At 64.3% G+C, this 20,187-nt stretch carries 18 protein-coding genes; 15 read left to right on the top strand and 3 right to left on the bottom strand.

Translation table 11 applies throughout. The features are described from left to right. The first annotated feature begins 87 nt into the window (after positions 1-87). The 8 genes from BRA1253DRAFT_RS14075 to BRA1253DRAFT_RS14040 all read left to right on the top strand — a co-directional run bounded on the left by BRA1253DRAFT_RS14075 (position 88) and on the right by BRA1253DRAFT_RS14040 (position 11,408). Entirely contained in the window at positions 88-3,225 is a 3,138-nt protein-coding gene (locus BRA1253DRAFT_RS14075; RefSeq protein ID WP_007595187.1) for an efflux RND transporter permease subunit, read from the top strand. A 35-nt stretch (positions 3,226-3,260) separates the two neighbouring features. After that, positions 3,261-3,860, top strand: a complete 600-nt coding sequence (locus BRA1253DRAFT_RS14070; RefSeq protein WP_007595185.1) for a TetR/AcrR family transcriptional regulator — start codon at positions 3,261-3,263, stop codon at positions 3,858-3,860. Between the two features lie 140 nt (positions 3,861-4,000). After that, entirely contained in the window at positions 4,001-4,624 is a 624-nt protein-coding gene (locus tag BRA1253DRAFT_RS14065; RefSeq protein WP_007595183.1) for a flavin reductase family protein, read from the top strand. Between the two features lie 278 nt (positions 4,625-4,902). Then, a complete protein-coding gene (locus BRA1253DRAFT_RS14060) occupies positions 4,903-7,170 on the top strand; it encodes an acyl-CoA dehydrogenase (protein ID WP_007595182.1) in 2,268 nt (755 codons plus the stop codon). Next, positions 7,170-8,453, top strand: a complete 1,284-nt coding sequence (locus BRA1253DRAFT_RS14055; RefSeq protein WP_007595180.1) for an acetyl-CoA C-acetyltransferase — start codon at positions 7,170-7,172, stop codon at positions 8,451-8,453. The genes BRA1253DRAFT_RS14060 and BRA1253DRAFT_RS14055 overlap by 1 nt, the downstream gene beginning before the upstream one ends. Positions 8,454-8,455: 2 nt before the next feature. After that, a complete protein-coding gene (locus tag BRA1253DRAFT_RS14050; protein ID WP_007595178.1) occupies positions 8,456-10,552 on the top strand; it encodes a 3-hydroxyacyl-CoA dehydrogenase NAD-binding domain-containing protein in 2,097 nt (698 codons plus the stop codon). A gap of 37 nt (positions 10,553-10,589) precedes the next feature. Continuing rightward, positions 10,590-11,000, top strand: coding sequence for an acyl-CoA thioesterase (locus BRA1253DRAFT_RS14045; RefSeq protein WP_007595177.1), 411 nt, complete (start codon positions 10,590-10,592; stop codon positions 10,998-11,000). Positions 11,001-11,216: 216 nt separating this feature from the next. After that, on the top strand, positions 11,217-11,408 hold the full coding sequence (locus BRA1253DRAFT_RS14040) for a hypothetical protein (RefSeq protein WP_007595173.1): 192 nt from the start codon (positions 11,217-11,219) through the stop codon (positions 11,406-11,408). Between the two features lie 120 nt (positions 11,409-11,528). Here the strand turns inward: BRA1253DRAFT_RS14040 and BRA1253DRAFT_RS14035 are convergent, their stop codons facing one another. After that, positions 11,529-12,005 carry a nuclear transport factor 2 family protein gene (locus tag BRA1253DRAFT_RS14035; RefSeq protein WP_007595170.1) on the bottom strand — a complete coding sequence of 159 codons (477 nt, stop codon included), beginning with the start codon at positions 12,003-12,005 and terminating at the stop codon, positions 11,529-11,531. Positions 12,006-12,158: 153 nt separating this feature from the next. On the opposite strand from BRA1253DRAFT_RS14035, the gene BRA1253DRAFT_RS14030 reads away from it, so the two are divergent. Both BRA1253DRAFT_RS14030 and BRA1253DRAFT_RS14025 read left to right on the top strand, forming a co-directional pair. Further along, a complete protein-coding gene (locus BRA1253DRAFT_RS14030) occupies positions 12,159-12,833 on the top strand; it encodes an HAD family phosphatase (protein ID WP_007595168.1) in 675 nt (224 codons plus the stop codon). 90 nt (positions 12,834-12,923) lie between these two features. Continuing rightward, positions 12,924-13,769 carry a DeoR/GlpR family DNA-binding transcription regulator gene (locus BRA1253DRAFT_RS14025; RefSeq protein ID WP_007595163.1) on the top strand — a complete coding sequence of 282 codons (846 nt, stop codon included), beginning with the start codon at positions 12,924-12,926 and terminating at the stop codon, positions 13,767-13,769. Positions 13,770-13,771: 2 nt separating this feature from the next. Here the strand turns inward: BRA1253DRAFT_RS14025 and BRA1253DRAFT_RS14020 are convergent, their stop codons facing one another. Together BRA1253DRAFT_RS14020 and BRA1253DRAFT_RS14015 are read right to left on the bottom strand one after the other, a co-directional pair. Beyond that, positions 13,772-14,197, bottom strand: a complete 426-nt coding sequence (locus tag BRA1253DRAFT_RS14020; RefSeq protein ID WP_007595161.1) for a type II toxin-antitoxin system VapC family toxin — start codon at positions 14,195-14,197, stop codon at positions 13,772-13,774. Next, entirely contained in the window at positions 14,194-14,463 is a 270-nt protein-coding gene (locus BRA1253DRAFT_RS14015) for a type II toxin-antitoxin system Phd/YefM family antitoxin (protein ID WP_007595159.1), read from the bottom strand. The genes BRA1253DRAFT_RS14020 and BRA1253DRAFT_RS14015 overlap by 4 nt, the downstream gene beginning before the upstream one ends. Positions 14,464-14,694: 231 nt before the next feature. Between BRA1253DRAFT_RS14015 and glpD the strand changes: the two genes are divergently transcribed. The 5 genes from glpD to BRA1253DRAFT_RS13990 are packed head-to-tail and all read left to right on the top strand — an operon-like array spanning position 14,695 to position 20,187. Further along, on the top strand, positions 14,695-16,245 hold the full coding sequence (gene glpD, locus BRA1253DRAFT_RS14010; RefSeq protein WP_007595157.1) for a glycerol-3-phosphate dehydrogenase: 1,551 nt from the start codon (positions 14,695-14,697) through the stop codon (positions 16,243-16,245). Continuing rightward, positions 16,242-17,381 (top strand): ABC transporter ATP-binding protein, encoded by a 1,140-nt coding sequence (locus BRA1253DRAFT_RS14005; protein ID WP_007595155.1) that lies wholly within the window; start codon positions 16,242-16,244, stop codon positions 17,379-17,381. Before glpD ends, BRA1253DRAFT_RS14005 begins: the two co-directional genes overlap by 4 nt. A gap of 12 nt (positions 17,382-17,393) precedes the next feature. Next, positions 17,394-18,479, top strand: coding sequence for an ABC transporter ATP-binding protein (locus BRA1253DRAFT_RS14000; protein WP_007595153.1), 1,086 nt, complete (start codon positions 17,394-17,396; stop codon positions 18,477-18,479). Next, positions 18,479-19,381: a carbohydrate ABC transporter permease gene (locus BRA1253DRAFT_RS13995; RefSeq protein WP_007595151.1), complete on the top strand. Its 903-nt coding sequence runs from the start codon at positions 18,479-18,481 to the stop codon at positions 19,379-19,381. Before BRA1253DRAFT_RS14000 ends, BRA1253DRAFT_RS13995 begins: the two co-directional genes overlap by 1 nt. Beyond that, complete coding sequence (locus tag BRA1253DRAFT_RS13990) at positions 19,381-20,187, top strand: carbohydrate ABC transporter permease (RefSeq protein ID WP_007595149.1); 807 nt, start codon at positions 19,381-19,383, stop codon at positions 20,185-20,187. Before BRA1253DRAFT_RS13995 ends, BRA1253DRAFT_RS13990 begins: the two co-directional genes overlap by 1 nt.

The following is a 20,187-nucleotide window of genomic DNA, read 5'->3' as shown; positions in this document are numbered from 1 at the left end:
CCCCCTGGATTGCTTCGCTGCCTCGCGACGACGGTTCGAACAGAGTGGCTGTCGTTTTTTGCAACCGGATCATCTTTGGAGAGTGCGATGAAGCGCTTCAATCTTTCGGCCTGGGCCGTCAGCCATCCGACGCTGATCCTGTTCCTGATGCTCATTCTCGGCGTCGCCGGGTTCTTCTCCTATCAGAAGCTCGGCCGCGCCGAGGATCCGTTCTTCACGGTGAAGGTGGTCAACGTCTCCGTGCTGTGGCCGGGCGCGACCGCGCAGGAGATGCAGGCGCAGGTCGCCGATCCCATCGAGAAGAAAATCCAGGAGCTGCCTTACTTCGAGAAGGTGCAGACCTATTCCAAGCCCGGCTTCACTGCGCTCCAGGTCACCTTCCGCGACTCCACGCCGCCGAAGGACGTTCCGTATCTCTTCTATCTGCTGCGCAAGAAGCTGGCCGACGTGCAGGGCCAGTTGCCCGCAGGGATTCTCGGACCCGTGGTCAACGACGAGTTCTCCGACGTCGATTCCATCCTCTACATGATGACCGGCGACGGCGCCGACTACGCCCAGCTCAAGAAGGTCTCGGAGGGTTTCCGTCAGCGCCTCCTGAAGGTGCCGGGCGTGACCAAGGTCGACGTCTACGGCAACCAGGATGAGCGCATCTTCGTCGAATTCAGCCATGCCAAGCTCGCCACCCTCGGCATCACGCCGCAGGCGCTGTTCGATTCGCTCGCCAAGCAGAACAACGTGACGCCGGCCGGCACGGTCGAGACCTCGTCGCAGCGCGTGCCGCTGCGCGTCACCGGTGCGCTCGACGGCGCCAAGGCCGTCGCGGAGACTCCGGTCGAGAGCAACGGCCGCGTGTTCCGTCTCGGCGACATCGCCACCGTCACCCATGGTTACGTCGACCCGCCGAGCTTCATCGTGCGCCAGGAAGGCAAGGCCGCGATCGGCATCGGCGTCGTCACCGCCAAGGGCGCCAACATCCTCGATCTCGGCAAGGAGGTCGAGAAGGCGACGGCTGAATTCATGAAGGCGGTGCCGCAGGGCGTCGACATCAAGCTGATCGCCGACCAGCCCAAGGTGGTCGAGCACGCCGTCAGCGAATTCGTGCACTCCTTCATGGAAGCCCTCGTCATCGTGCTGTTCGTGTCGTTCCTGGCACTCGGCTGGCGCACCGGCATCGTGGTCGCGTTGTCGGTGCCGCTGGTGCTCGGCATCGTCTTCGTCGTCATGAACACCATGTCGCTCGACCTGCACCGCATCACGCTCGGTGCGCTGATCATCGCGCTGGGCCTGTTGGTGGATGACGCCATCATCGCCGTCGAGATGATGGTGGTGAAGATGGAGCAGGGCTGGGACCGCATGCGTGCGGCGTCCTTTGCCTGGGAATCCACTGCGTTTCCGATGCTCACGGGAACGCTGGTCACGGCCGCTGGCTTCCTCCCCATCGGCTTTGCCAATTCCGCGGTCGGCGAATATGCCGGCAGCATCTTCTGGATCGTGGCGATCGCGCTGGTCGCGTCCTGGTTCGTGGCGGTGATCTTCACGCCCTATATCGGCGTCATGCTGCTGCCCAACATCAAGGTGCACCACAATCACGATCCGCACGCGGTCTACGAGACCCGCATGTATCGCGGCCTGCGCGCCATCGTGCAGTGGTGCGTCAACCACCGCATCACGGTGGTGGCCGCGACCGTCGGCGTCTTCATCGCCTCGATCGTCGGCTTCGGCCACGTCCAGCAGCAGTTCTTCCCGCTGTCCGAGCGCCCCGAGCTGTTCCTCCAGCTTCGCCTGCCCGAGGGCACCGCCTTCAACGTCACGGAAAAGGCGGTGAAGAAGGCCGAGACCATGCTCAAGGACGACAAGGACATCGAGACCTACACGGCGTATGTCGGGCAGGGCTCGCCGCGCTTCTGGCTCGGCCTCAATCCGCAGCTTCCGAACGAGGCTTTTGCCGAAATCGTCATCGTCGCAAAGGGCGTCGAGGCGCGCGAGCGCATCAAGGCCAAGCTTGAAAACGCCGTTGCCGACGGCGCGCTCAACGAGGCCCGCGTGCGCGTCGACCGCTTCAATTTCGGTCCCCCCGTTGGCTTCCCCGTGCAGTTTCGCGTCATCGGCCCCGATGCCAACAAGGTGCGCGAGATCGCCTACCAGGTCCGCGACGTCATGCGGCAGAACAAGAGTGTCAAGGATGTCCAGCTCGACTGGAACGAGCAGTCCCCTTACCTCAAGCTCGTCGTCGACCAGGATCGCGCCCGCGCCATGGGGCTGACCCCGCAGGACGTGTCGCAGGCGCTGTCGATGCTGATCTCGGGCTCACAGGTGACGACCGTGCGCGACGGCATCGAGAAGGTCGGCGTGGTCGCGCGCGCCGTCTCGTCCGAACGGCTCGACCTCGGCGCTGTCGGCGATCTCACCATCACCTCGCGTAACGGCGTGGCCGTGCCGCTGCAGCAGATCGCCAAGATCGAGTATGCCCACGAGGAGCCGATCATGTGGCGGCGTAACCGCGACATGGCGATCACCGTGCGTTCCGACGTCGTCGACGGCGTGCAGGCGCCCGACGTCACCGGCCAGATCGCGCCGAAGCTGAAGGCAATCAAGGACAACCTCGAGCCGGCCTACCGCATCGAGGCGGGCGGCGCGTTCGAGGAATCCGCCAAGGGCAACGCCTCGATCTTCATTCTCTTCCCGCTGATGGTCATGGTGATGCTGACGCTGCTGATGTTCCAGCTGCAGAGCTTCTCGCGCCTGATCCTGGTGTTCCTGACCGCACCGCTCGGCATTGTCGGCGCCTCCTTCGGGCTCAACCTCGCCAACGCCCCGTTCGGCTTCGTGGCGCTGCTCGGCCTGATCGCGCTTGCCGGCATGATCATGCGTAACGCGGTCATCCTCGTGGATCAGATCGAGACCGACGTTTCGCATGGCCTGACCCGCCGTGAGGCGATCGTGGAGGCGACTGTCCGCCGGGCCCGTCCGGTGGTGCTGACGGCGCTTGCCGCCATCCTCGCCATGATCCCGCTGTCGCGCTCGGCGTTCTGGGGGCCGATGGCGATCACCATCATGGGCGGATTGTTCGTTGCGACCTTCCTCACGCTGCTGTACCTGCCGGGCCTCTACGCCCTCTGGTTCCGCAAGAGCCTGGACGAGGCGGGCACCCCCGAGCAACCTGCCGCGCCGCAGCATGGGAGCGATGACCAGAACGCAATTCCGCTTGCTGAGGCGGCTGAATAAGTGAAGATGAACTGCTGATTGATGAGTCCTGACAGATGACACTGGTTTCGGAACATATCGAAGGCGACACCCGGGATCGTATTCTCGAGGTGGCCGAGCGGCTGTTCCGCCAGATCGGCTATCTCAAGACCACGGTCGGGGACATCGCCAAGGAGCTCAAGATGAGCCCCGCCAACGTCTATCGCTTCTTCGAATCGAAGAAGGCGATTCATCAGGCGGTGGCCCGCTCACTGATGGGCGAGGTCGAGCTGGAAGCGCAGCGGATCGTGGCGAGGCCCGGTCCGGTAACGCCGCGCTTCCGCGAGCTGCTCACCACCATCAATCGCATGAACACCGAACGCTATGTCGGCGACAATAAGCTGCACGAGATGGTCGAGATCGCGATGCAGGAGGACTGGGACGTCTGCGTCAACCACATGGAGTGTATTGCCGGGGTCATCGGCCAGATGATCGCGCAAGGCGTGGCGTCCGGCGAGTTCGAGGCGCCGGACCTGCAACTGGCCGCGCTCTGCGCCTGCACCGCGATGATGCGTTTTTTCCACCCCCAGATGATCGCCCAGTGCGCCACGAAGCCGGGCCCGACGATCGACCAGATGATCGATTTCGTCATCGCGGGATTGTCCCCGCGCCACTGACGCGGCGACGGATTTCCTCCTATAAGCAGGCCGACGTAGCCCGGATGGAGCAAAGCGCAATCCGGGATGGTTCAGCGTTGTGCTGCGGCCCCGGATTACGCTTCGCTCCATCCGGGCTACAAGGACCAGGAAAACAGCGCGTGACCGACAAAGACCTGCACTTCTACGAGCCCGCCAAGGGCCACGGCCTCAAGCACGATCCCTTCAACGCCATCGTCGCGCCGCGGCCGATCGGCTGGATTTCGTCGCGCGACACCAAGGGCCACGTCAACCTCGCGCCCTACAGCTTCTTCAACGCATTCTGCTATGTGCCTCCGATCATCGGCTTCTCCTCCACCAACTGGAAGGACACGGTCGAGAATATCCAGCAGACCGGCGAGTTCGTCTGGAATCTGGCCACCATGGACCTGGCCAGGCACATGAACGCGACTGCCGCGCACGTCGGCCCTGAGGTCGACGAGTTCGAGGTTGCCGGCCTCACCGCTGTGCCCGGCAGGCTCGTCAACGTGCCGCGCGTCGGCGAGAGTCCCGTCGCCTTCGAGTGCAAGGTGTCCGACATCGTCCGGCTCAAGGGCGCCAACGGCAAGGAAGCCAATGCCTGGCTGACGCTCGGCGAGGTCGTTGCCGTCCACATCGACAAGGCCATGATCAAGGACGGCGTCTACCAGACCGCCGCCGCCCGCCCGATCGTCCGGGCCGGCCGCAGCGGGGATTATTTCGAGATCAAGCCGGAAAACATGTTCGAGATGGTGCGGCCGGATTAGGCGCCTCTCTCTCCATCCCGTCATTCCGGAGCGCGCCGTTAGGCGCGAACCTGGAATCCATTCATGGACCAGCGCTGCCGCACCATGGATTCCGGGCTCGCGCTTCGCGCGCCCGGGAATGACATCCCTCCCGGAACTGCCACCACGCCTCGGCCGTTATGGCCCTTGGGCGGCTGCCCGGCCGCGTCAATTCGCGTCTTTTCGCAGGTGAAGTGTTCACCTCCGCCGGCCACTTTCCGCTAAAATGCCCATCACCGCGCCGATGCATGAGGTCCGCCATGAGCTTCCGCCGCGACACCCTGACCAAGCCGATCTTCTCCTGGGCGCGCGGCGTGCTGCCGGCGATGTCGGACACCGAGCGCGAGGCGCTGGAGGCCGGCGACGTCTGGTGGGACGCCGATCTCTTCACCGGCAACCCTGATTGGTCGAAGCTGCTGAAGATTCCGCAGGCAACGCTGACCGAAGAGGAGCAGGCCTTCCTCAACGGCCCGGTCGATGAGCTCTGCGCCTTGCTCGACGAGTGGAAGATCTTTTGGGAATGGCGCGACCTGCCGCCCGACGTGTGGCACTTCATCAAGCGCGAGAAATTCCTCGGCATGATCATTCCGAAGGAGTTCGGCGGCCTCGGCTTCTCGCCATATGCGCATTCGGAAGTGGTGCGCAAGATCTCGACCCGCTCGATTGCCGCCGCGGTGACGGTGATGGTGCCGAACTCGCTCGGCCCCGGCGAACTCCTGATGCACTTCGGCACCAAGGAGCAGCAGCAGCGCTGGCTGCCGCGTCTTGCCGACGGCCGCGACATTCCCTGCTTCGGCCTCACCAGCCCGGAGGCCGGCTCCGACGCCGCCTCGATGGTCGACACCGGCATCATCTGCAAGGGCACCTTCGAGGGCCAGGAGGTGCTGGGCCTGAAGCTCAACTGGCACAAGCGCTACATCACGCTCGGTCCCGTCGCGACGCTGCTTGGCCTCGCCTTCAAGGCCTATGACCCCGATCATCTCGTCGGCGATCAGGAAGAGCTCGGCATCAGCGTGGCGCTGATCCCGACCAACCTTCCCGGCGTGGAAATCGGCAAACGCCATCTGCCGTCGATGCAGGTGTTCCAGAACGGCCCGAATTGGGGCCGCGACGTTTTCATTCCGCTCGATTACGTCATCGGGGGCCAGGCGCGGCTGGGGCAGGGCTGGAAGATGCTGATGACGGCGCTCGCCGCCGGCCGCGGCATCTCGTTGCCGTCGCTCTCCGCCGCCGGCGCCGCCTATGCCGCGCGCACCACCGGCGCCTATGCCCGCATCCGCGAGCAGTTCGGCATTTCCATCTCCAAGTTCGAGGGCGTCGAGGAGCCGCTCGCGCGCATCGTCGCGACCGCCTATCAGCTCGACGCGGCGCGACGGTTGACCTGCGCCGCGCTGAATGCCGGCATCCATCCCGCCGTCATCTCGGGCATCATGAAGCTGCACGCAACCGAGCGGATGCGCACCGCGGTCGACGACGCCATGGACATCCATGGCGGCAAGGCCGTGATCGACGGTCCGCAAAACTATCTCGGCAATCTCCACCGTGCCGTCCCCGTCGGCATCACCGTCGAGGGCGCCAATATCCTCACCCGTAATCTCATCGTGTTCGGACAGGGCGCCATCCGCGCCCATCCCTATTTGCTCGACGAGATGAATGCGCTTGCCGATGCCGATCGCGAGCGCGGGCTCACCGCCTTCGACAAGGTGTTCTGGAAGCATGTCGGCCACAGCTTCGAGACACTCTTGCGCGCGTTCGGCCGGAGCTGGAGCTTTGGTGTCTTCGCGCTTGCACCCGATGCGGGTGACGCCAGGCCCTTCTATCGTCAGCTCTCGCGCTACTCGGCGGCCTTTGCCCTCTGCGCCGATATGGCGCTGCTGACGCTCGGCGGCGCGCTCAAGCGCAAGGAGATGCTGTCGGCACGCTTCGGCGACATCCTGTCCGAGCTGTATCTGCTCTCTGCCGCGCTCAAACGCTGGCAGGACGAGGGCCGGCAGAAGGAGGATTTTGCCGCGCTCGAATGGTGCATGGCGACGGGCTTTCGGACCATCGAAAACCGGCTTGCTGAGATTCTCGCCAATCTGCCGAACCGCTTCGTCGCAGGCATCCTCAAGTTCGTGGTCCAGCCCTTCGGCGCTCGCGTGCTGGGTCCCTCCGACCGGGTCGTGCATCAATGCGCGAGCCTCGTGCTGGAGCCGTCGGCAGCGCGCGACCGCCTCACGCCCGATCTCGCTTATGTCGATGACGATGGCGGCTTCGCCCGGCTGGAGCGCGCGTTCAACCTGGTCGCGGCCACGGACGCCATCGCCAGGCGCATGCGCGCGGCGCATCTGAGCGACTGGAAGGATGCGGTCGCCAAGGGTGTGATCACGCAGGCCGAGGGCGAGCAGCTGGCCGCGGCCCGCGAAGCGGTGACAAAGGTGATAGAGGTCGACGATTTTGCGCCGGAGGCGCTGTCGCCGATTTACAAGAAAACCGGCGACGTGCATCAGTTCTTCCAAGAACTCGGTGAACAGAGGGCGGCGAGCTGATGGCACGACCGGTTTTCATCGTCGACGGCAGCCGCACGCCGTTTCTGAAGGCGCGCTCGGGGCCGGGGCCGTTCACGCCGGTCGATCTCGCCGTGCAATGCGGCCGGCCGCTGCTGGCGCGCCAGCCGTTTTCGCCTGATACCTTCGACCAGGTCATCCTCGGCTGCGTCAACGTGATCGCTGACGAAATGAACCCGGCCCGCGTCGCAGCACTCCGGCTCGGCATGGGCGAGGACATGGTCGCCTTTACCGTGCAGATCAATTGCGGCTCCGGCATGCAGTCGATCGACACCGCCTATCGCTACATCCGCGAGGGCCATGCCGACATGATCCTCGCCGGCGGCACCGAGGCCCTGAGCCACGCGCCGCTGGTGTGGCCGAATTCCGGCGTGCGCTGGTTTGCCGGGCTCGCCACCGCCAAGGGCGTCGCCGCGAAGCTTGCCGCGGCCTTCAAGCTGCGGCCGCGCTATCTCAAGCCGATCATCGGCCTTGAGCGCGGGCTGACCGATCCCATTACCGACCTGAACATGGGCCAGACCGCCGAAGTCGTCGGCCATCTCTTCGACATCACCCGCGCGCAGTCCGATGCCTATGCCGCCGAGAGCCATCGCCGGCTCGCGCATGCGCAGGCGGAAGGTTTTCTCAAGGGCGAAGTCGAAACCGCGTTCTCCCGCGACGGAAAATTCTTCGACCATGATGATGGCGTGCGTCCGGACTCGACAGCCGAGACGCTCGCGAAACTGAGGCCGGTGTTCGAGCGTCCCTGGGGCCAGGTCACTGCCGGCAATTCCTCGCAGATCACCGACGGCGCGTCCTGGGTGATCCTGGCTTCCGACGACGCGGTCGCCAAGTACAAGCTGACGCCGAAGGCTGTCATCGTCGACAGCAACTGGGCCGCACTTGATCCTGCTATCATGGGTCTTGGTCCTGTGATGTCGGTGACGCCGCTACTGAAGCGCAACGATCTCACCATCCAGGACATCCAGACCTGGGAGCTCAACGAGGCCTTCGCCACCCAAGTGCTCGGCTGTCTCGCCGCCTGGAATGACGACAAATTCTGCCGCGAGATTTTGGGGCTGGACGGCGCCGCCGGCGAGATCGACCGCGAAAAACTCAATGTCGACGGCGGCGCTATCTCGCTTGGGCATCCCGTCGGCACCTCCGGCAATCGCATCGTGCTGCATCTCGTCAACACGATGAAGCGGCTCGGCACGCGGCGTGGCGTTGCCACCGAATGCATCGGCGGCGGGCTCGGCGGTGCCATGCTGATCGAGGCGGTGTGACCATGGATTCCAGGATCATGACTGCGCTCGGCGATCGCATGCTCTCGCTCGGGCCCCAGCCGGCGTCAGACAGTCCCTACAAGAACTTCAAGCTGACGCGCGATGCCGACGGCGTCGCCTGGCTGCTGTTCGACCGTGCCGATGCCAGCGCCAATACGCTGTCCGCCGACGTGATGGAGGAGTTCGACGCCGTGCTCGCGGCGATCGAGACTGAGCGTCCGGCGGGCCTCGTGATGCGCTCCGCAAAGCCGTCCGGCTTCATTGCCGGCGCCGATGTCAACGAATTCCGTGGCGCCGGCGATGCCGGGATGGTGGAGACGCGGATCCGCGCCGCCCATGCGGTGGTCGATCATCTGGAAGCGCTGAAGCTGCCGACGGTTGCGGTCATCCACGGCTTCTGCCTCGGCGGCGGGCTCGAGGTAGCGCTCGCCTGTCAATCGCGCATCGCCGTCGACGGCGCGCGCTTCGGCTTCCCCGAGATGATGCTGGGCTTGCATCCCGGTCTCGGCGGTACCGCGCGTTTCACCGCGCTGGTCAATCCGACCCAGTCGATGGCCTTGATGCTGACCGGCCGCACCATCGATGCCCGCCGCGCCAGATCGCTCGGCCTCGTCGACACGGTGACGCAAGAGCGCCACGTTCGCAATGCGGTCAGGGACGCACTGTTCGGCCGGCTCAAGCGGGCGCGGCCAGGCCTTCTAACGCGTGCGGCGAATTTCGGTCCGGTGCGCGGGCTGCTGGCCAGGCGGATGCGATCGGAGGCGGCGAAGGCCGCGTCCCGCGAACATTATCCTGCGCCTTACGCGCTGATCGATCTCTGGGAGACCCATGGCGGCAGCAAGGCCGCGATGCTCAGGGCAGAGCAGGCCTCGTTCGCCAAGCTGATGGTGACGCCGACCGCGCAGAATTTGATCCGCGTGTTCTTCCTGCGCGAGCAGATGAAGAAAGCGGCCGGGAGCGGCAACACGATCAAGCATGTCCACGTCATCGGCGCTGGCGCCATGGGCGGCGACATCGCGGCCTGGTGCGCCGGGCAGGGGCTGCGCGTCTCGCTCGCCGACATGAAGGCAGAGCCGATTGCGGGCGCGGTCAAGCGCGCCGCCGAACTTTACGGCAAGATCATCCGCAAGCCGACCGAGGTGCGCGAGGCGCTCGATCGCCTGATCCCCGACATGGACGGGGAGGGCGTCCGCAACGCCGATCTCATCATCGAGGCTGTCCCGGAGAAGCTCGAACTCAAGCAGAAGGTCTATGCCGGCCTCGAGCCGCGAATGAAGCAGGGCGCGATTCTCGCGACCAACACCTCGAGCATTCCGCTCCAGGATTTGCGCACCATGCTGGCGCGGCCGGAGCGGCTGGTGGGCCTTCACTTCTTCAATCCGGTGTCGCGGTTGCAACTGGTCGAAGTCGTCAGCCATGACGGTAACGATACGCAGGTGCTGAAGGAGGCACTCGCTTTCGTCGGCGCGATCGATCGGCTGCCGTTATCGGTGAAGAGCTCGCCGGGCTTCCTCGTCAACCGCGCGCTGACGCCCTACATGCTGGAAGCGATGGTGATGCTGGACGAGAAGATCGACCAGCGCCTGATCGACGCCGCCGCGGAGCAGTTCGGCATGCCGATGGGACCGATCGAACTGGCCGACCAGGTCGGGCTCGACATTTGTCTCGACGTCGGCGACATGCTGCGTAGCAAGTTCGGCGATCTGCTGCCGCCGACGCCGGCCTGGCTGCGGGAGAAGGTCGCCAAGGGCGAACTCGGCCGCAAGACCGGCAAGGGTTTTTACGTCTGGCGCGACGGCAAGGCCGAGAAGGCGCCGTTGCCCGAGACCGGTCCGCGCGTCACCGACCAGATGATCGACCGCCTGGTGCTGCCGATGTCCAATGTCTGCGTTGCGGCGCTTCGCGAGGGTATCGTCGATGACGCCGACATGGTCGACGGCGCCATGATCTTCGGCACCGGTTATGCACCGTTCCGTGGCGGTCCGCTGAATTATGCGCGCACGCGTGGCGTCGATCATGTCGTATCCACCTTGCGCGCGCTGGCCGGGAGATTCGGCGAGCGCTTTGCGCCGGATCCGGGCTGGGATAATTTCAAGTGAGCAATCTTCAAGTGAGCAATCTTCAAGTGAGAGCGGCATGAACGAACAAGCCAATGCCGGGCCGGGCGGCGATCTCTGCATCCGTACGCTGGCGATGCCGGCCGACACCAACGCAAACGGCGACATCTTCGGCGGCTGGTTGCTCAGCCAAATGGACGTCGGCGGCGGCGTGTTTGCGTCAAAGGTCGCGAAGTCGCGCACGGTGACCGTCGCCATCGAGGCGATGAATTTCCGCAAGGCGGTCTATGTCGGCGATCTCGTTTCGGTCTATGCCAATCTCGTCCGCGTGGGCCGCACCTCGATGACCGTGCATCTCGAAGCCTGGGCGCTACGGCGCAGGGAGCTCCAGCCGATCCTGGTGACCGACGGCAATTTCACTTACGTCTCGATCGACGAGGACGGCCGTCCGCAAACGATCCAGAGAAACGATCCACCAATCGCGACGTAATCGCGCGCGACTTTGCGTCCCATCTCAAGTGCGGCGCCGCCAAACGCGGCGCGACTGAGTCACGGCGCCGCGGCTTTGCCAAGAACCAGTCATAAAACGGATGAGGTCCCGGCGTACTCGATTCCGTGTCGATCCGGGGTGGAAACGGCGTCAAAATGCCCAGGAACCTTTGGGCAGAACTGCCGTTATTTGCCCGCACTGAGGAATCCACGGACCATGCCGGACAGCTACATCATCGAAGTCGATTCGCAGACCGCAGGTATCGTCGTTCGTTCCCAGGGAGGCTATTGCTTTTTCGCCTCATCCAACCGCTTTAACCGTCTCGAAGGCCAGCTCTTCCGCAACGCCCGCGAAGCCGAGCGCGCCGCGCGCAAGCTGGTTAACGGTGACGTGAAGGAAGCGGCGTAAGCGCAGCTGTCATTCCGGGGCAGGCGTAGCGTGAGCCCGGAATCCATTTTGCCGCAGAGAACGTCGACGAATGGATTCCGGGTCCGCGCCTTTCGGCGCGTCCCGGAATGACACCTTCAATCACAACTTCGTCGCCGCCCGCGAGAGCAGCTTCCAGTCGTCGCCCTGCTTCTGCCAGTTCATCAGGATGTGAAGGTTGGTCGGCACTTTTTTCCCATCGGCCGCCATCTCCTGTTCCGCCACCCAGTGGAAGCGCACGATCGCAGCCGGGCCGACGACCTTGATGGTCGGGTCCTTGTACTCGATCGACAGGAATTTGGACTTGCCGTCGGTGGCGTTGGCGATGAAGGTCGCCTTGTCCTCGACCTTGCCGCTGGAATGGCTGTAGCTCACTTCGTCGGCGCAGAGCGCGCCGAGCGCCTTGGGATCGGCCGCGATCTGGGCGAGACGGAAGGCCTCGACCTTCTTCGCCACGGCTTCCTCGTCCGCCGTGGCCGCCAGCACCGGTGTTGTGAGCGCTGAAACTGCAAGAGTGGAGACGGCAAGAGCTGGGACTGCAAGAGTCGAGAGAGCCAGATCGCGTCGGTTGATTGTCATCGTTTCCTCCTTTTTGATCTTGCATGGAGTGTTGCAGCCGCGCGCGACTTTGTCGAGTGTCGCGTGGTGGTCATGCACGTGCGTCATTGCGCGATTGGCGCTGTATTGATACGGCTTTCGTATTGATGCGTCATATATCGGGAAAGTACGGACATGATCGAGGCTATCGGCAGGGCGTTGCTGTTCGACATCGACGGTACGCTCGCCAACACCGATCCGCTGCACCTGAAGGCCTTCAACCAGGTGCTCGGCCCTCGCGGCCATGTCTTCGATCACGCGCGCTTCTCCAGGGAGCTGCAAGGCTTCGCGAATATAGCGATCGGCGAGCGCTTTCTGCCCGACGAGGCGCCGGAACGGCGTGCCTTGATCCTCGATGAGAAGGAGGAAGTCTTCCGCGAACTCGTCGCCGGGCAGATCGAACCGCTGCCGGGCCTGATGGCGCTGCTCGACAGGGCGGATGCGGCCGGTATTCCCATGGTTGCCGTGACCAACGCCCCGCGACTCAATGCGGAGCTGCTGCTGTCCGGCCTCGGCATCACGCACCGTTTCAAGGCGCTCGTGATCGGCGCCGAGCTGTTGCACGGAAAGCCGCATCCGCTGCCTTATCAGGAAGGGTTGCGCTTTACCGGCGCCAGCGCGATGGCCTCGATCGCGTTCGAGGACTCCCGCACCGGCGTGCAATCGGCCGCGGCGGCCGGCATTCCGACCATCGGCATCCGGACCAGCCTCAGCCATACTGATCTCGTCGCCGCCGGGGCCATCGCTTCCGCCAGCGCCTTCGACGACCCGGACCTGCTCGCGCGCCTCGCCGCTGCGATGGCGTGGTGAAGACCTCGTCCGTTAACCGTGATCGGCGCGCGCATTGACCGAACGCGCGAACCGCCGCACCATGCAGCTTCCTGACTTGAGGCCATCGCCGTGACCGGACTGACCCATCGCCAAGCCGAAATCCTCAACATCGCGCGCGCCTCGGGCCGCGTCATGGTCGAGGAGCTGGCGCGCCGGTTCGAGGTCTCGGCGCAGACCATCCGCAAGGATCTCAACGATCTCTGCGAGCGCCGCTCGCTGACCCGCATCCATGGCGGCGCCATCATCGCCTCCGGCGTGGAAAACCTCGCTTATGAGGCGCGGCGCTTCGTCGCCGCCGACGAGAAGAAGGCGATTGGAGCCGCGGCCGCCTCGCTGATCCCGAACGGCTGCTCGCTCTTCATCAACATCGGCACCACGACCGAGGAGGTGGCGAGCGCGCTGACCTCGCACGAGGACCTCCTCGTCATCACCAACAATCTGAACGTCGCCATGCTGCTCTACCGCCATCCTCGCATTGAGGTGGTGGTCGCCGGCGGCACGGTACGACGCGCCGACGGTGCGGTGGTCGGCTCGACCGCGACGCAGCTGATCGGCCAGTTCAAGGTCGACTACGCCATCATCGGCGCGTCCGCGATCGACGAGGAGGGCGCGCTGCTCGACTTCGACTATCGCGAGGTGCAGGTGGCGCAGGCCATCATCGCCAATGCCCGCAGCGTCATGCTGGTCGCCGATTCAACCAAACTCCGCCGCAGCGCGCCGGTGCGCATCGCCCATATCAGCCAGATCCAGACCTTCGTCACCGACCAGGAATTGCCTGAGCGCCTCGCCACCATCTGCCACGGCAAGGGCATCGAGGTGATGGCGGCGATGCCGAAGGGGGCGGATGTCGATGAGGCTCAGGCCGATGTGCAGGATGCAGCACCTGAATCGGCGCCGGTGGTGCGGCTGAGGTAGGACTATGGGTCGTCCCACGGGTTCAGCAGCCGCACGCCGAATACCGCGAAATCCTTCACTTTGCGTGTGACGAGCATGAGGTTGTTCGCGAGCGCGGTCGCGGCAAAGAAGCCGTCCATGACAGACAATGCGACGCCGCTTCTGCGGCTCTGAGCCATGAGGTCACCCCAGCGTTCCGCCACCGCGTGGTCGATCGGCAGGGTGCGCCCGGCAAAACGCTCCGGCAGATCGTGGGCAAGCCAGGCGGCCAATGCTGCGCGCCGACGGCCGTCCTCCAGCAATGCGATGCCGCGGCGAAGCTCGGCGATCGATGCCACGCTGATGAACGCACGATCCTCGTCGATCGTATCAAGCCATGACAAGACTTTCGGCGAAGGGGCCGGCCTCTGGACCTCCGACAACACGTTGGTGTCGAGCAGTAGATTCACGGCGTCTCGTCGTGCACGCGTTCAAGCTCGAGGTCGGCGCTGCGCAGCGGCGAAGCCAGCAGGAATTCGGCCAAGGTTCCTTTGCGCGCCGTCTTGCGCGCCCATTCCTCGGCGGAAACGATCACCGCATTGGGCTTGCCGTGTCGGGTGATGATTTGCGGGCCGGCTTGGGCACGGTCGATCACCTCGGAGAGCCGGGCCTTGGCGTTGGCAAGCGTCCACGAGTCAGTCGCCGGTGAGTCTGGTGCAGTGCTGTGTTCTGTCATGCAGATAAAGACCAATATGACTATCGTAACTAATAATGGTCGTCGACGACTATTCAAGAGCAATAATGCTGCGCGAATCCCGTCCCGAACTGCCCATTTCCACACCCATATGCCCACTCGAAAGTTCCGCTTTCACTTCCTTTCTCCCCTCTTTCATCTTGCTTTCGTTTTCTGGTGTGATCTAATCAAAAGCGAAAGTAACCGCTCGATTGAACGGGCGGTCGCCGGGGGATGCGTCTGTTGGAGCGGATTTTCGACCTCGCCATTATTGGAGGCGGTGTTAACGGCTGCGGCATCGCGCGCGACGCGGTGGGCCGCGGCAACACGGTTTTCCTGTGCGAAATGAACGATCTGGCGAGCGGGACCTCGTCCTGGTCGACCAAGCTGGTGCATGGCGGCCTGCGCTATCTCGAATATTACGAGTTCCGGCTGGTCCGCGAGGCGCTGATCGAGCGCGAGATTCTCTGGGGGATCGCGCCTCACATCATTCGCCCCCTGCGTTTCGTTTTGCCGCACCATGCGGGCTTAAGGCCAGCCTGGCTGCTGCGCCTCGGCCTCTTCCTCTATGACCACATCGGCGGCCGTCATCTGCTGCCGGCGACGCGCTCGGTCGACCTTGGGCGCGACGAGGTCGGCCGCCCGCTGATCCCGAACCGCTACCGCCGCGCGTTCGAATATTCCGACTGCTTCGTCGACGACGCCCGTCTCGTCGTACTCAACGCGCGCGATGCCGCCGACAAGGGCGCCGAGATCCGTACCCGGACCCGCGCAACCGATATTAAACAGACCGACGGCATCTGGACCGTCAGCATGATCGACACGCTGACCGGCGCGCGCTCGTCGATCCGGGCCCGTGCGCTGGTCAATGCCGGCGGGCCCTGGGTCGAGGATGTGCTCGGCCGCGGCGCCGGCGTCAACGCGAAAGCCAAGGTGCGCCTGGTGCAGGGCTCGCACATCGTCGTAAAGAAACTCTACGACCATGACCGTGCCTACATGTTCCAGAATGCCGACGGCCGCATCATCTTCGTCATTCCCTATCAGGACGATTTCACGCTGATCGGCACCACCGACCGCGACTATGACGGCGATCCCGCCAAGGTGAAGGCGACGGCCGAGGAGATCCAGTATCTCTGCACGGCGGCAAGCGAATATCTGGCCAAGCCTGTCACGCCCGATGACGTGGTCTGGACCTATTCCGGCGTGCGTCCGCTCTATGATGACGGCGCCAGCGAAGCCAAGGCCGCGACGCGCGACTATGTGTTCGAGCTCGACACGCCCGGCGGCGTGCCGCTGCTGTCGATCTATGGCGGCAAGATCACGACCTACCGCCGCCTCGCCGAGGAGGCGCTGGAGCGGCTCGCGCCCTATCTTCGCAGTGCGAAAGCGCGCGAAGGCTGGACCGGCAAATGGCCGCTGCCCGGCGGCGACATGGGCGTGTCCGATGTCGACGGCCTGATCGCCGAGCTTCAGCGCGGCTATCCTTTCCTCAGCCACGAGCATGCGCGGCGCCTCGCACGCGCCTATGGCACGAGGGCGATCAAGCTGCTTGGCGATGCGAAATCGGCGGCCGATCTCGGCCAGGCCTTCGGTGCGACGCTGAGCGAGCGCGAAGTCCGCTATCTCATGGCCAACGAATGGGCCGTCACCGCCGACGACGTCGTCTGGCGCCGTTCCAAGCTCGGCCTGCGACTAAGTGCCGAGGAGATCGCGGCGCTTGATGACTGGATCAGGACCCACGCCGTGCAGCAAAGTCCCCTGCTGGAAGCGGGAGGACGCTCATGACAGTGGCACTCGATCACGTAACCCGGACTGTCGACGGTATCGAGCACATTCGCGACGTCTCGCTGACGCTCGAGAGCGGCACGCTCAACGTGCTGCTCGGGCCGACGCTGTCGGGCAAGACCTCGATCATGCGGCTGCTCGCTGGCCTGGACAAGCCGACATCGGGCAAGCTGCTGGTCAACGGCAAGGACGTCACCGGCGTCGACGTGCGCCAGCGCTCGGTCGCCATGGTCTATCAGCAGTTCATCAACTACCCCTCGCTGTCGGTCTACGAGAACATCGCTTCGCCCTTGCGCGTGCAGGGCAAGCCGCGCGCCGAGATCGAGGCGCGGGTCGCGGAAGCCGCCCGGCTGCTCAGGCTCGAGCCGTTCCTGAAGCGCACGCCGCTCCAGCTTTCCGGCGGCCAGCAGCAGCGAACCGCGATGGCGCGCGCGCTGGTGAAGGGCGCCGACCTCGTGCTGCTCGACGAGCCGCTCGCCAATCTCGACTACAAGCTGCGCGAGGAGCTGCGCACCGAGCTGCCGCGCATCTTCGAGGCGTCCGGTGCGATCTTCGTTTATGCCACCACGGAGCCGACCGAGGCGCTGCTGCTCGGCGGCAACACGGTGTGCATGTGGGAGGGGAAGGCGCTCCAGATCGGCGAGACGCCAAACGTCTACCGGCGGCCGCAGACCTTGCGCGTCGCGCAGGTGTTCTCCGATCCGCCGCTCAATCTCGTCGGCATCGAGAAAAAGAACGGCTCGGTGCAATATGCGGGCGGCATTGCCGCGCCGGCGTCCGGTCTCTATTCCTCGCTCGCGGACGGCGCCTATCGCGTCGGATTTCGTGCCCATCAGCTCGCGCTTGCCAATGGCGAGACCGACCGCCACGCCTTCCATGCCACGGTAACGGTGACCGAGATCACCGGTTCGGAGAGTTTCGTGCATCTGACCCGCGACGGATCGAACTGGGTGGCGGTGTTGCACGGCGTGCACGAGTTCGAGCCCGGGCAGACCATCGATGCCGTGCTTGATCCCAACGACGTTTTCGTGTTCGACGCTGGCGACCGCCTGGTCGCAGCGCCCGGTCCCATAGCGTTTTCAAGCGAAGTGCCGAGCGGTTCGCGTGAAGAAAACGCGTCAAAGAAACAAGCTTGAGGGGGATGCGACATGGCCCGCATTGACCTCGTCGATCTCGCGCACTCCTACGGTGGCAATGATGCGCCGCAGGACAGCTTTGCTCTCAAGCCTGTCACGATGACCTGGCGACAGGGCGGCGCCTACGCGCTGCTCGGGCCGTCCGGCTGCGGCAAGACCACGCTGCTCAACGTCATCTCGGGCATCATCACCCCGTCGCGCGGGAAAATCCTGTTCGACGGCGAGGACATCACACCGCTGTCAACCCAGAAGCGCAACATCGCCCAGGTGTTCCAGTTTCCGGTGATCTACGACACAATGACGGTGGGGCAGAATTTGGCGTTCCCTCTGAAGAACCGCGGTGTACCGAAGGCCGAGATCGACAAGCGCGTCGCCGAGATCGGCCGCCTGCTCGACCTCGATCCCTATCTGAACCGCAAGGCGACGCGGCTCACGGCTGACGCCAAGCAGAAGATCTCGCTCGGTCGCGGCCTGGTCCGCTCGGACGTCGCCGCGGTGCTGTTCGACGAGCCGCTCACCGTGATCGACCCCGAGCTGAAATGGCAGCTCCGCTCCAAGCTGAAGGCGCTGCATCGCGAGCTCGACCTGACGATGATCTACGTCACCCACGACCAGACCGAAGCGCTGACCTTCGCCGACACCGTGGTGGTCATGCATGACGGCCGCGTGGTGCAGAGCGGCACGCCGGCCGAGTTGTTCGACAAGCCGGCGCACACCTTCGTCGGCTATTTCATTGGCTCGCCCGGCATGAACATTTTGCCGGCCGAGGTAAGGGGCCGCGAGGCCAGGATCGGCGGTCACGTCATCGCGCTCAATCGCAGCTACGACAGCCTTCCGCCAAGCGCGAAGATCGAGATCGGCGTCCGTCCGGAATTCGTCGAGGCTGTCGCGCCTGCGCCTGGCCTGCTCAGTGCAAAGATCGAACGCGTCGACGACCTCGGGCGCATCCGTTTCGCGCGTGCGAGGCTCGGCGACGCAAAACTCGCGGCCCGCGCGCCGGCCGGCTTCACCAGCCCGGATGGCACGGCCGGCCTGAAATTCGACCCGTCGCACGTCCACGTCTATGCCGACAGCCTTCTGGTGGAGGGAGCCGCCTGATGGACAAGACCGTCAACCAAAAAGCCTGGTTCCTGGTGCTGCCGGTGTTCCTGGTCGTCGCCTTCTCGGCGGTGCTGCCGTTGATGACGGTGGTGAACTATTCGATGCAGGACACCTTCGGCAACAACCAGTTCTTCTGGAACGGTGTCGGCTGGTTCAAGGAATTGCTCGATCCCTCGACCGATCTCGGCGGCCGCTTCCTGGCTTCGCTCGGGCGCAATCTGTTCTTCTCGCTGGTGATCCTCGCGATCGAGGTGCCGCTCGGCATCGTCGTCGCGCTGTCGATGCCGCGACAGGGGTGGACGGTTGCGGCCTGCCTCGTCATCCTGGCGCTGCCGCTGCTGATCCCGTGGAACGTGGTCGGCACGATCTGGCAGATCTTCGGCCGCCCCGACATCGGCCTGCTCGGTTATGTCCTCAATGCCATTGGCATCGATTATAATTACGTCTCCAACGATATCGACGCCTGGGTCACCGTCATCGTGATGGATGTCTGGCACTGGACCAGCCTGGTCGCGCTGCTGTGCTACGCCGGCCTGAAGTCGATCCCCGAAGCCTATTATCAGGCGGCGCAGATCGATGGCGCCTCCCGCTGGGCGGTGTTCAAGGCGATCCAGCTGCCGAAGATGAATCGTGTGCTGCTGATCGCGGTGCTGCTGCGCTTCATGGACAGTTTCATGATCTACACCGAACCGTTCGTGGTGACGGGTGGTGGGCCCGGCAACTCGACGACCTTCGTGTCGATCGAGCTGGTCAAGATCGCGCTCGGCCAGTTCGATCTCGGCAAGGCCGCCGCGCTGTCGCTGGTCTACAACCTCATCATCCTGATCGTCTGCTGGATCTTCTACACCGTCATGACCAATGCCGGCGCCGACCGGAAATCGCATGAAGGAGCCGTGTGATGCATTCGATCCCCGGCCGTCGTCTCATCATGGCGCTGTTTTTGATCTTCCTGCTGTTGCCGATCTACTGGCTCGTCAACATGAGCTTCAAGACCAACGCCGAGATCGTCTCGACGATGACGCTGTGGCCACACGCGCCGACGCTCCAGCACTACAAGCGCATCTTCACCGACGAGAGCTGGTATTCCGGCTATATCAACTCGCTGGAATATGTCGTCCTCAACACCATCATCTCGATCTCGGTGGCGCTGCCGGCAGCCTACGCGTTTTCGCGCTACCGCTTCCTCGGCGACAAGCATCTGTTCTTCTGGCTGCTGTCGAACCGCATGGCGCCGGCCGCGGTCTATGCGCTGCCGTTCTTCAATCTCTATTCGGCGATCGGCCTGTTCGATACGCCCTGGGCGGTCGCGCTGGCGCACTGCATCTTCAACGTCCCGCTGGCGGTGTGGATCCTGGAAGGCTTCGTCTCCGGCGTGCCGCGCGAGATCGACGAGACCGCCTTCCTCGACGGCTATTCCTTCCCGCGCTTCTTCATCAAGATTCTGGCGCCGTTGATTGCGAGCGGCATCGGCGTTGCCGCCTTCTTCTGCTTCATGTTCTCCTGGGTCGAGCTGCTGCTCGCGCGCACGCTGACCTCGGTGCAGGCCAAGCCGATCGCGGCGATCATGACGCGCACGGTGTCGGCCGCGGGCATGGACTGGGGCCTGCTGGCTGCGGCCGGCGTGCTGACGATCATCCCGGGCGCGCTCGTGATCTGGTTCGTTCGGAACTACATCGCGAGCGGTTTCGCGCTCGGTCGGGTTTAG

The sequence above is a fragment of the Bradyrhizobium sp. WSM1253 genome (genome assembly GCF_000244935.1).
Lineage (GTDB): Bacteria > Pseudomonadota > Alphaproteobacteria > Rhizobiales > Xanthobacteraceae > Bradyrhizobium > Bradyrhizobium canariense.
The sequence above is the reverse complement of the archived record's forward strand: the minus strand, read 5'-3'. Positions and strand labels throughout refer to the sequence as shown.

What these genes read in the sequence shown, in the direction of transcription:
- BRA1253DRAFT_RS14040 (WP_007595173.1), top strand. Translation starts at nt 11,217, where the DNA reads ATGCCGGACAGCTACATCATCGAAGTCGATTCGCAGACCGCAGGTATC.
- BRA1253DRAFT_RS14050 (WP_007595178.1), top strand. Translation starts at nt 8,456, where the DNA reads ATGGATTCCAGGATCATGACTGCGCTCGGCGATCGCATGCTCTCGCTC.
- BRA1253DRAFT_RS14000 (WP_007595153.1), top strand. Translation starts at nt 17,394, where the DNA reads ATGGCCCGCATTGACCTCGTCGATCTCGCGCACTCCTACGGTGGCAAT.
- BRA1253DRAFT_RS14005 (WP_007595155.1), top strand. Translation starts at nt 16,242, where the DNA reads ATGACAGTGGCACTCGATCACGTAACCCGGACTGTCGACGGTATCGAG.
- BRA1253DRAFT_RS14035 (WP_007595170.1), bottom strand. Translation starts at nt 12,005, where the DNA reads ATGACAATCAACCGACGCGATCTGGCTCTCTCGACTCTTGCAGTCCCA.
- glpD (WP_007595157.1), top strand. Translation starts at nt 14,695, where the DNA reads ATGCGTCTGTTGGAGCGGATTTTCGACCTCGCCATTATTGGAGGCGGT.
- BRA1253DRAFT_RS14075 (WP_007595187.1), top strand. Translation starts at nt 88, where the DNA reads ATGAAGCGCTTCAATCTTTCGGCCTGGGCCGTCAGCCATCCGACGCTG.
- BRA1253DRAFT_RS13990 (WP_007595149.1), top strand. Translation starts at nt 19,381, where the DNA reads ATGCATTCGATCCCCGGCCGTCGTCTCATCATGGCGCTGTTTTTGATC.
- BRA1253DRAFT_RS14045 (WP_007595177.1), top strand. Translation starts at nt 10,590, where the DNA reads ATGAACGAACAAGCCAATGCCGGGCCGGGCGGCGATCTCTGCATCCGT.
- BRA1253DRAFT_RS13995 (WP_007595151.1), top strand. Translation starts at nt 18,479, where the DNA reads ATGGACAAGACCGTCAACCAAAAAGCCTGGTTCCTGGTGCTGCCGGTG.
- BRA1253DRAFT_RS14055 (WP_007595180.1), top strand. Translation starts at nt 7,170, where the DNA reads ATGGCACGACCGGTTTTCATCGTCGACGGCAGCCGCACGCCGTTTCTG.
- BRA1253DRAFT_RS14015 (WP_007595159.1), bottom strand. Translation starts at nt 14,463, where the DNA reads ATGACAGAACACAGCACTGCACCAGACTCACCGGCGACTGACTCGTGG.
- BRA1253DRAFT_RS14070 (WP_007595185.1), top strand. Translation starts at nt 3,261, where the DNA reads ATGACACTGGTTTCGGAACATATCGAAGGCGACACCCGGGATCGTATT.
- BRA1253DRAFT_RS14030 (WP_007595168.1), top strand. Translation starts at nt 12,159, where the DNA reads ATGATCGAGGCTATCGGCAGGGCGTTGCTGTTCGACATCGACGGTACG.
- BRA1253DRAFT_RS14060 (WP_007595182.1), top strand. Translation starts at nt 4,903, where the DNA reads ATGAGCTTCCGCCGCGACACCCTGACCAAGCCGATCTTCTCCTGGGCG.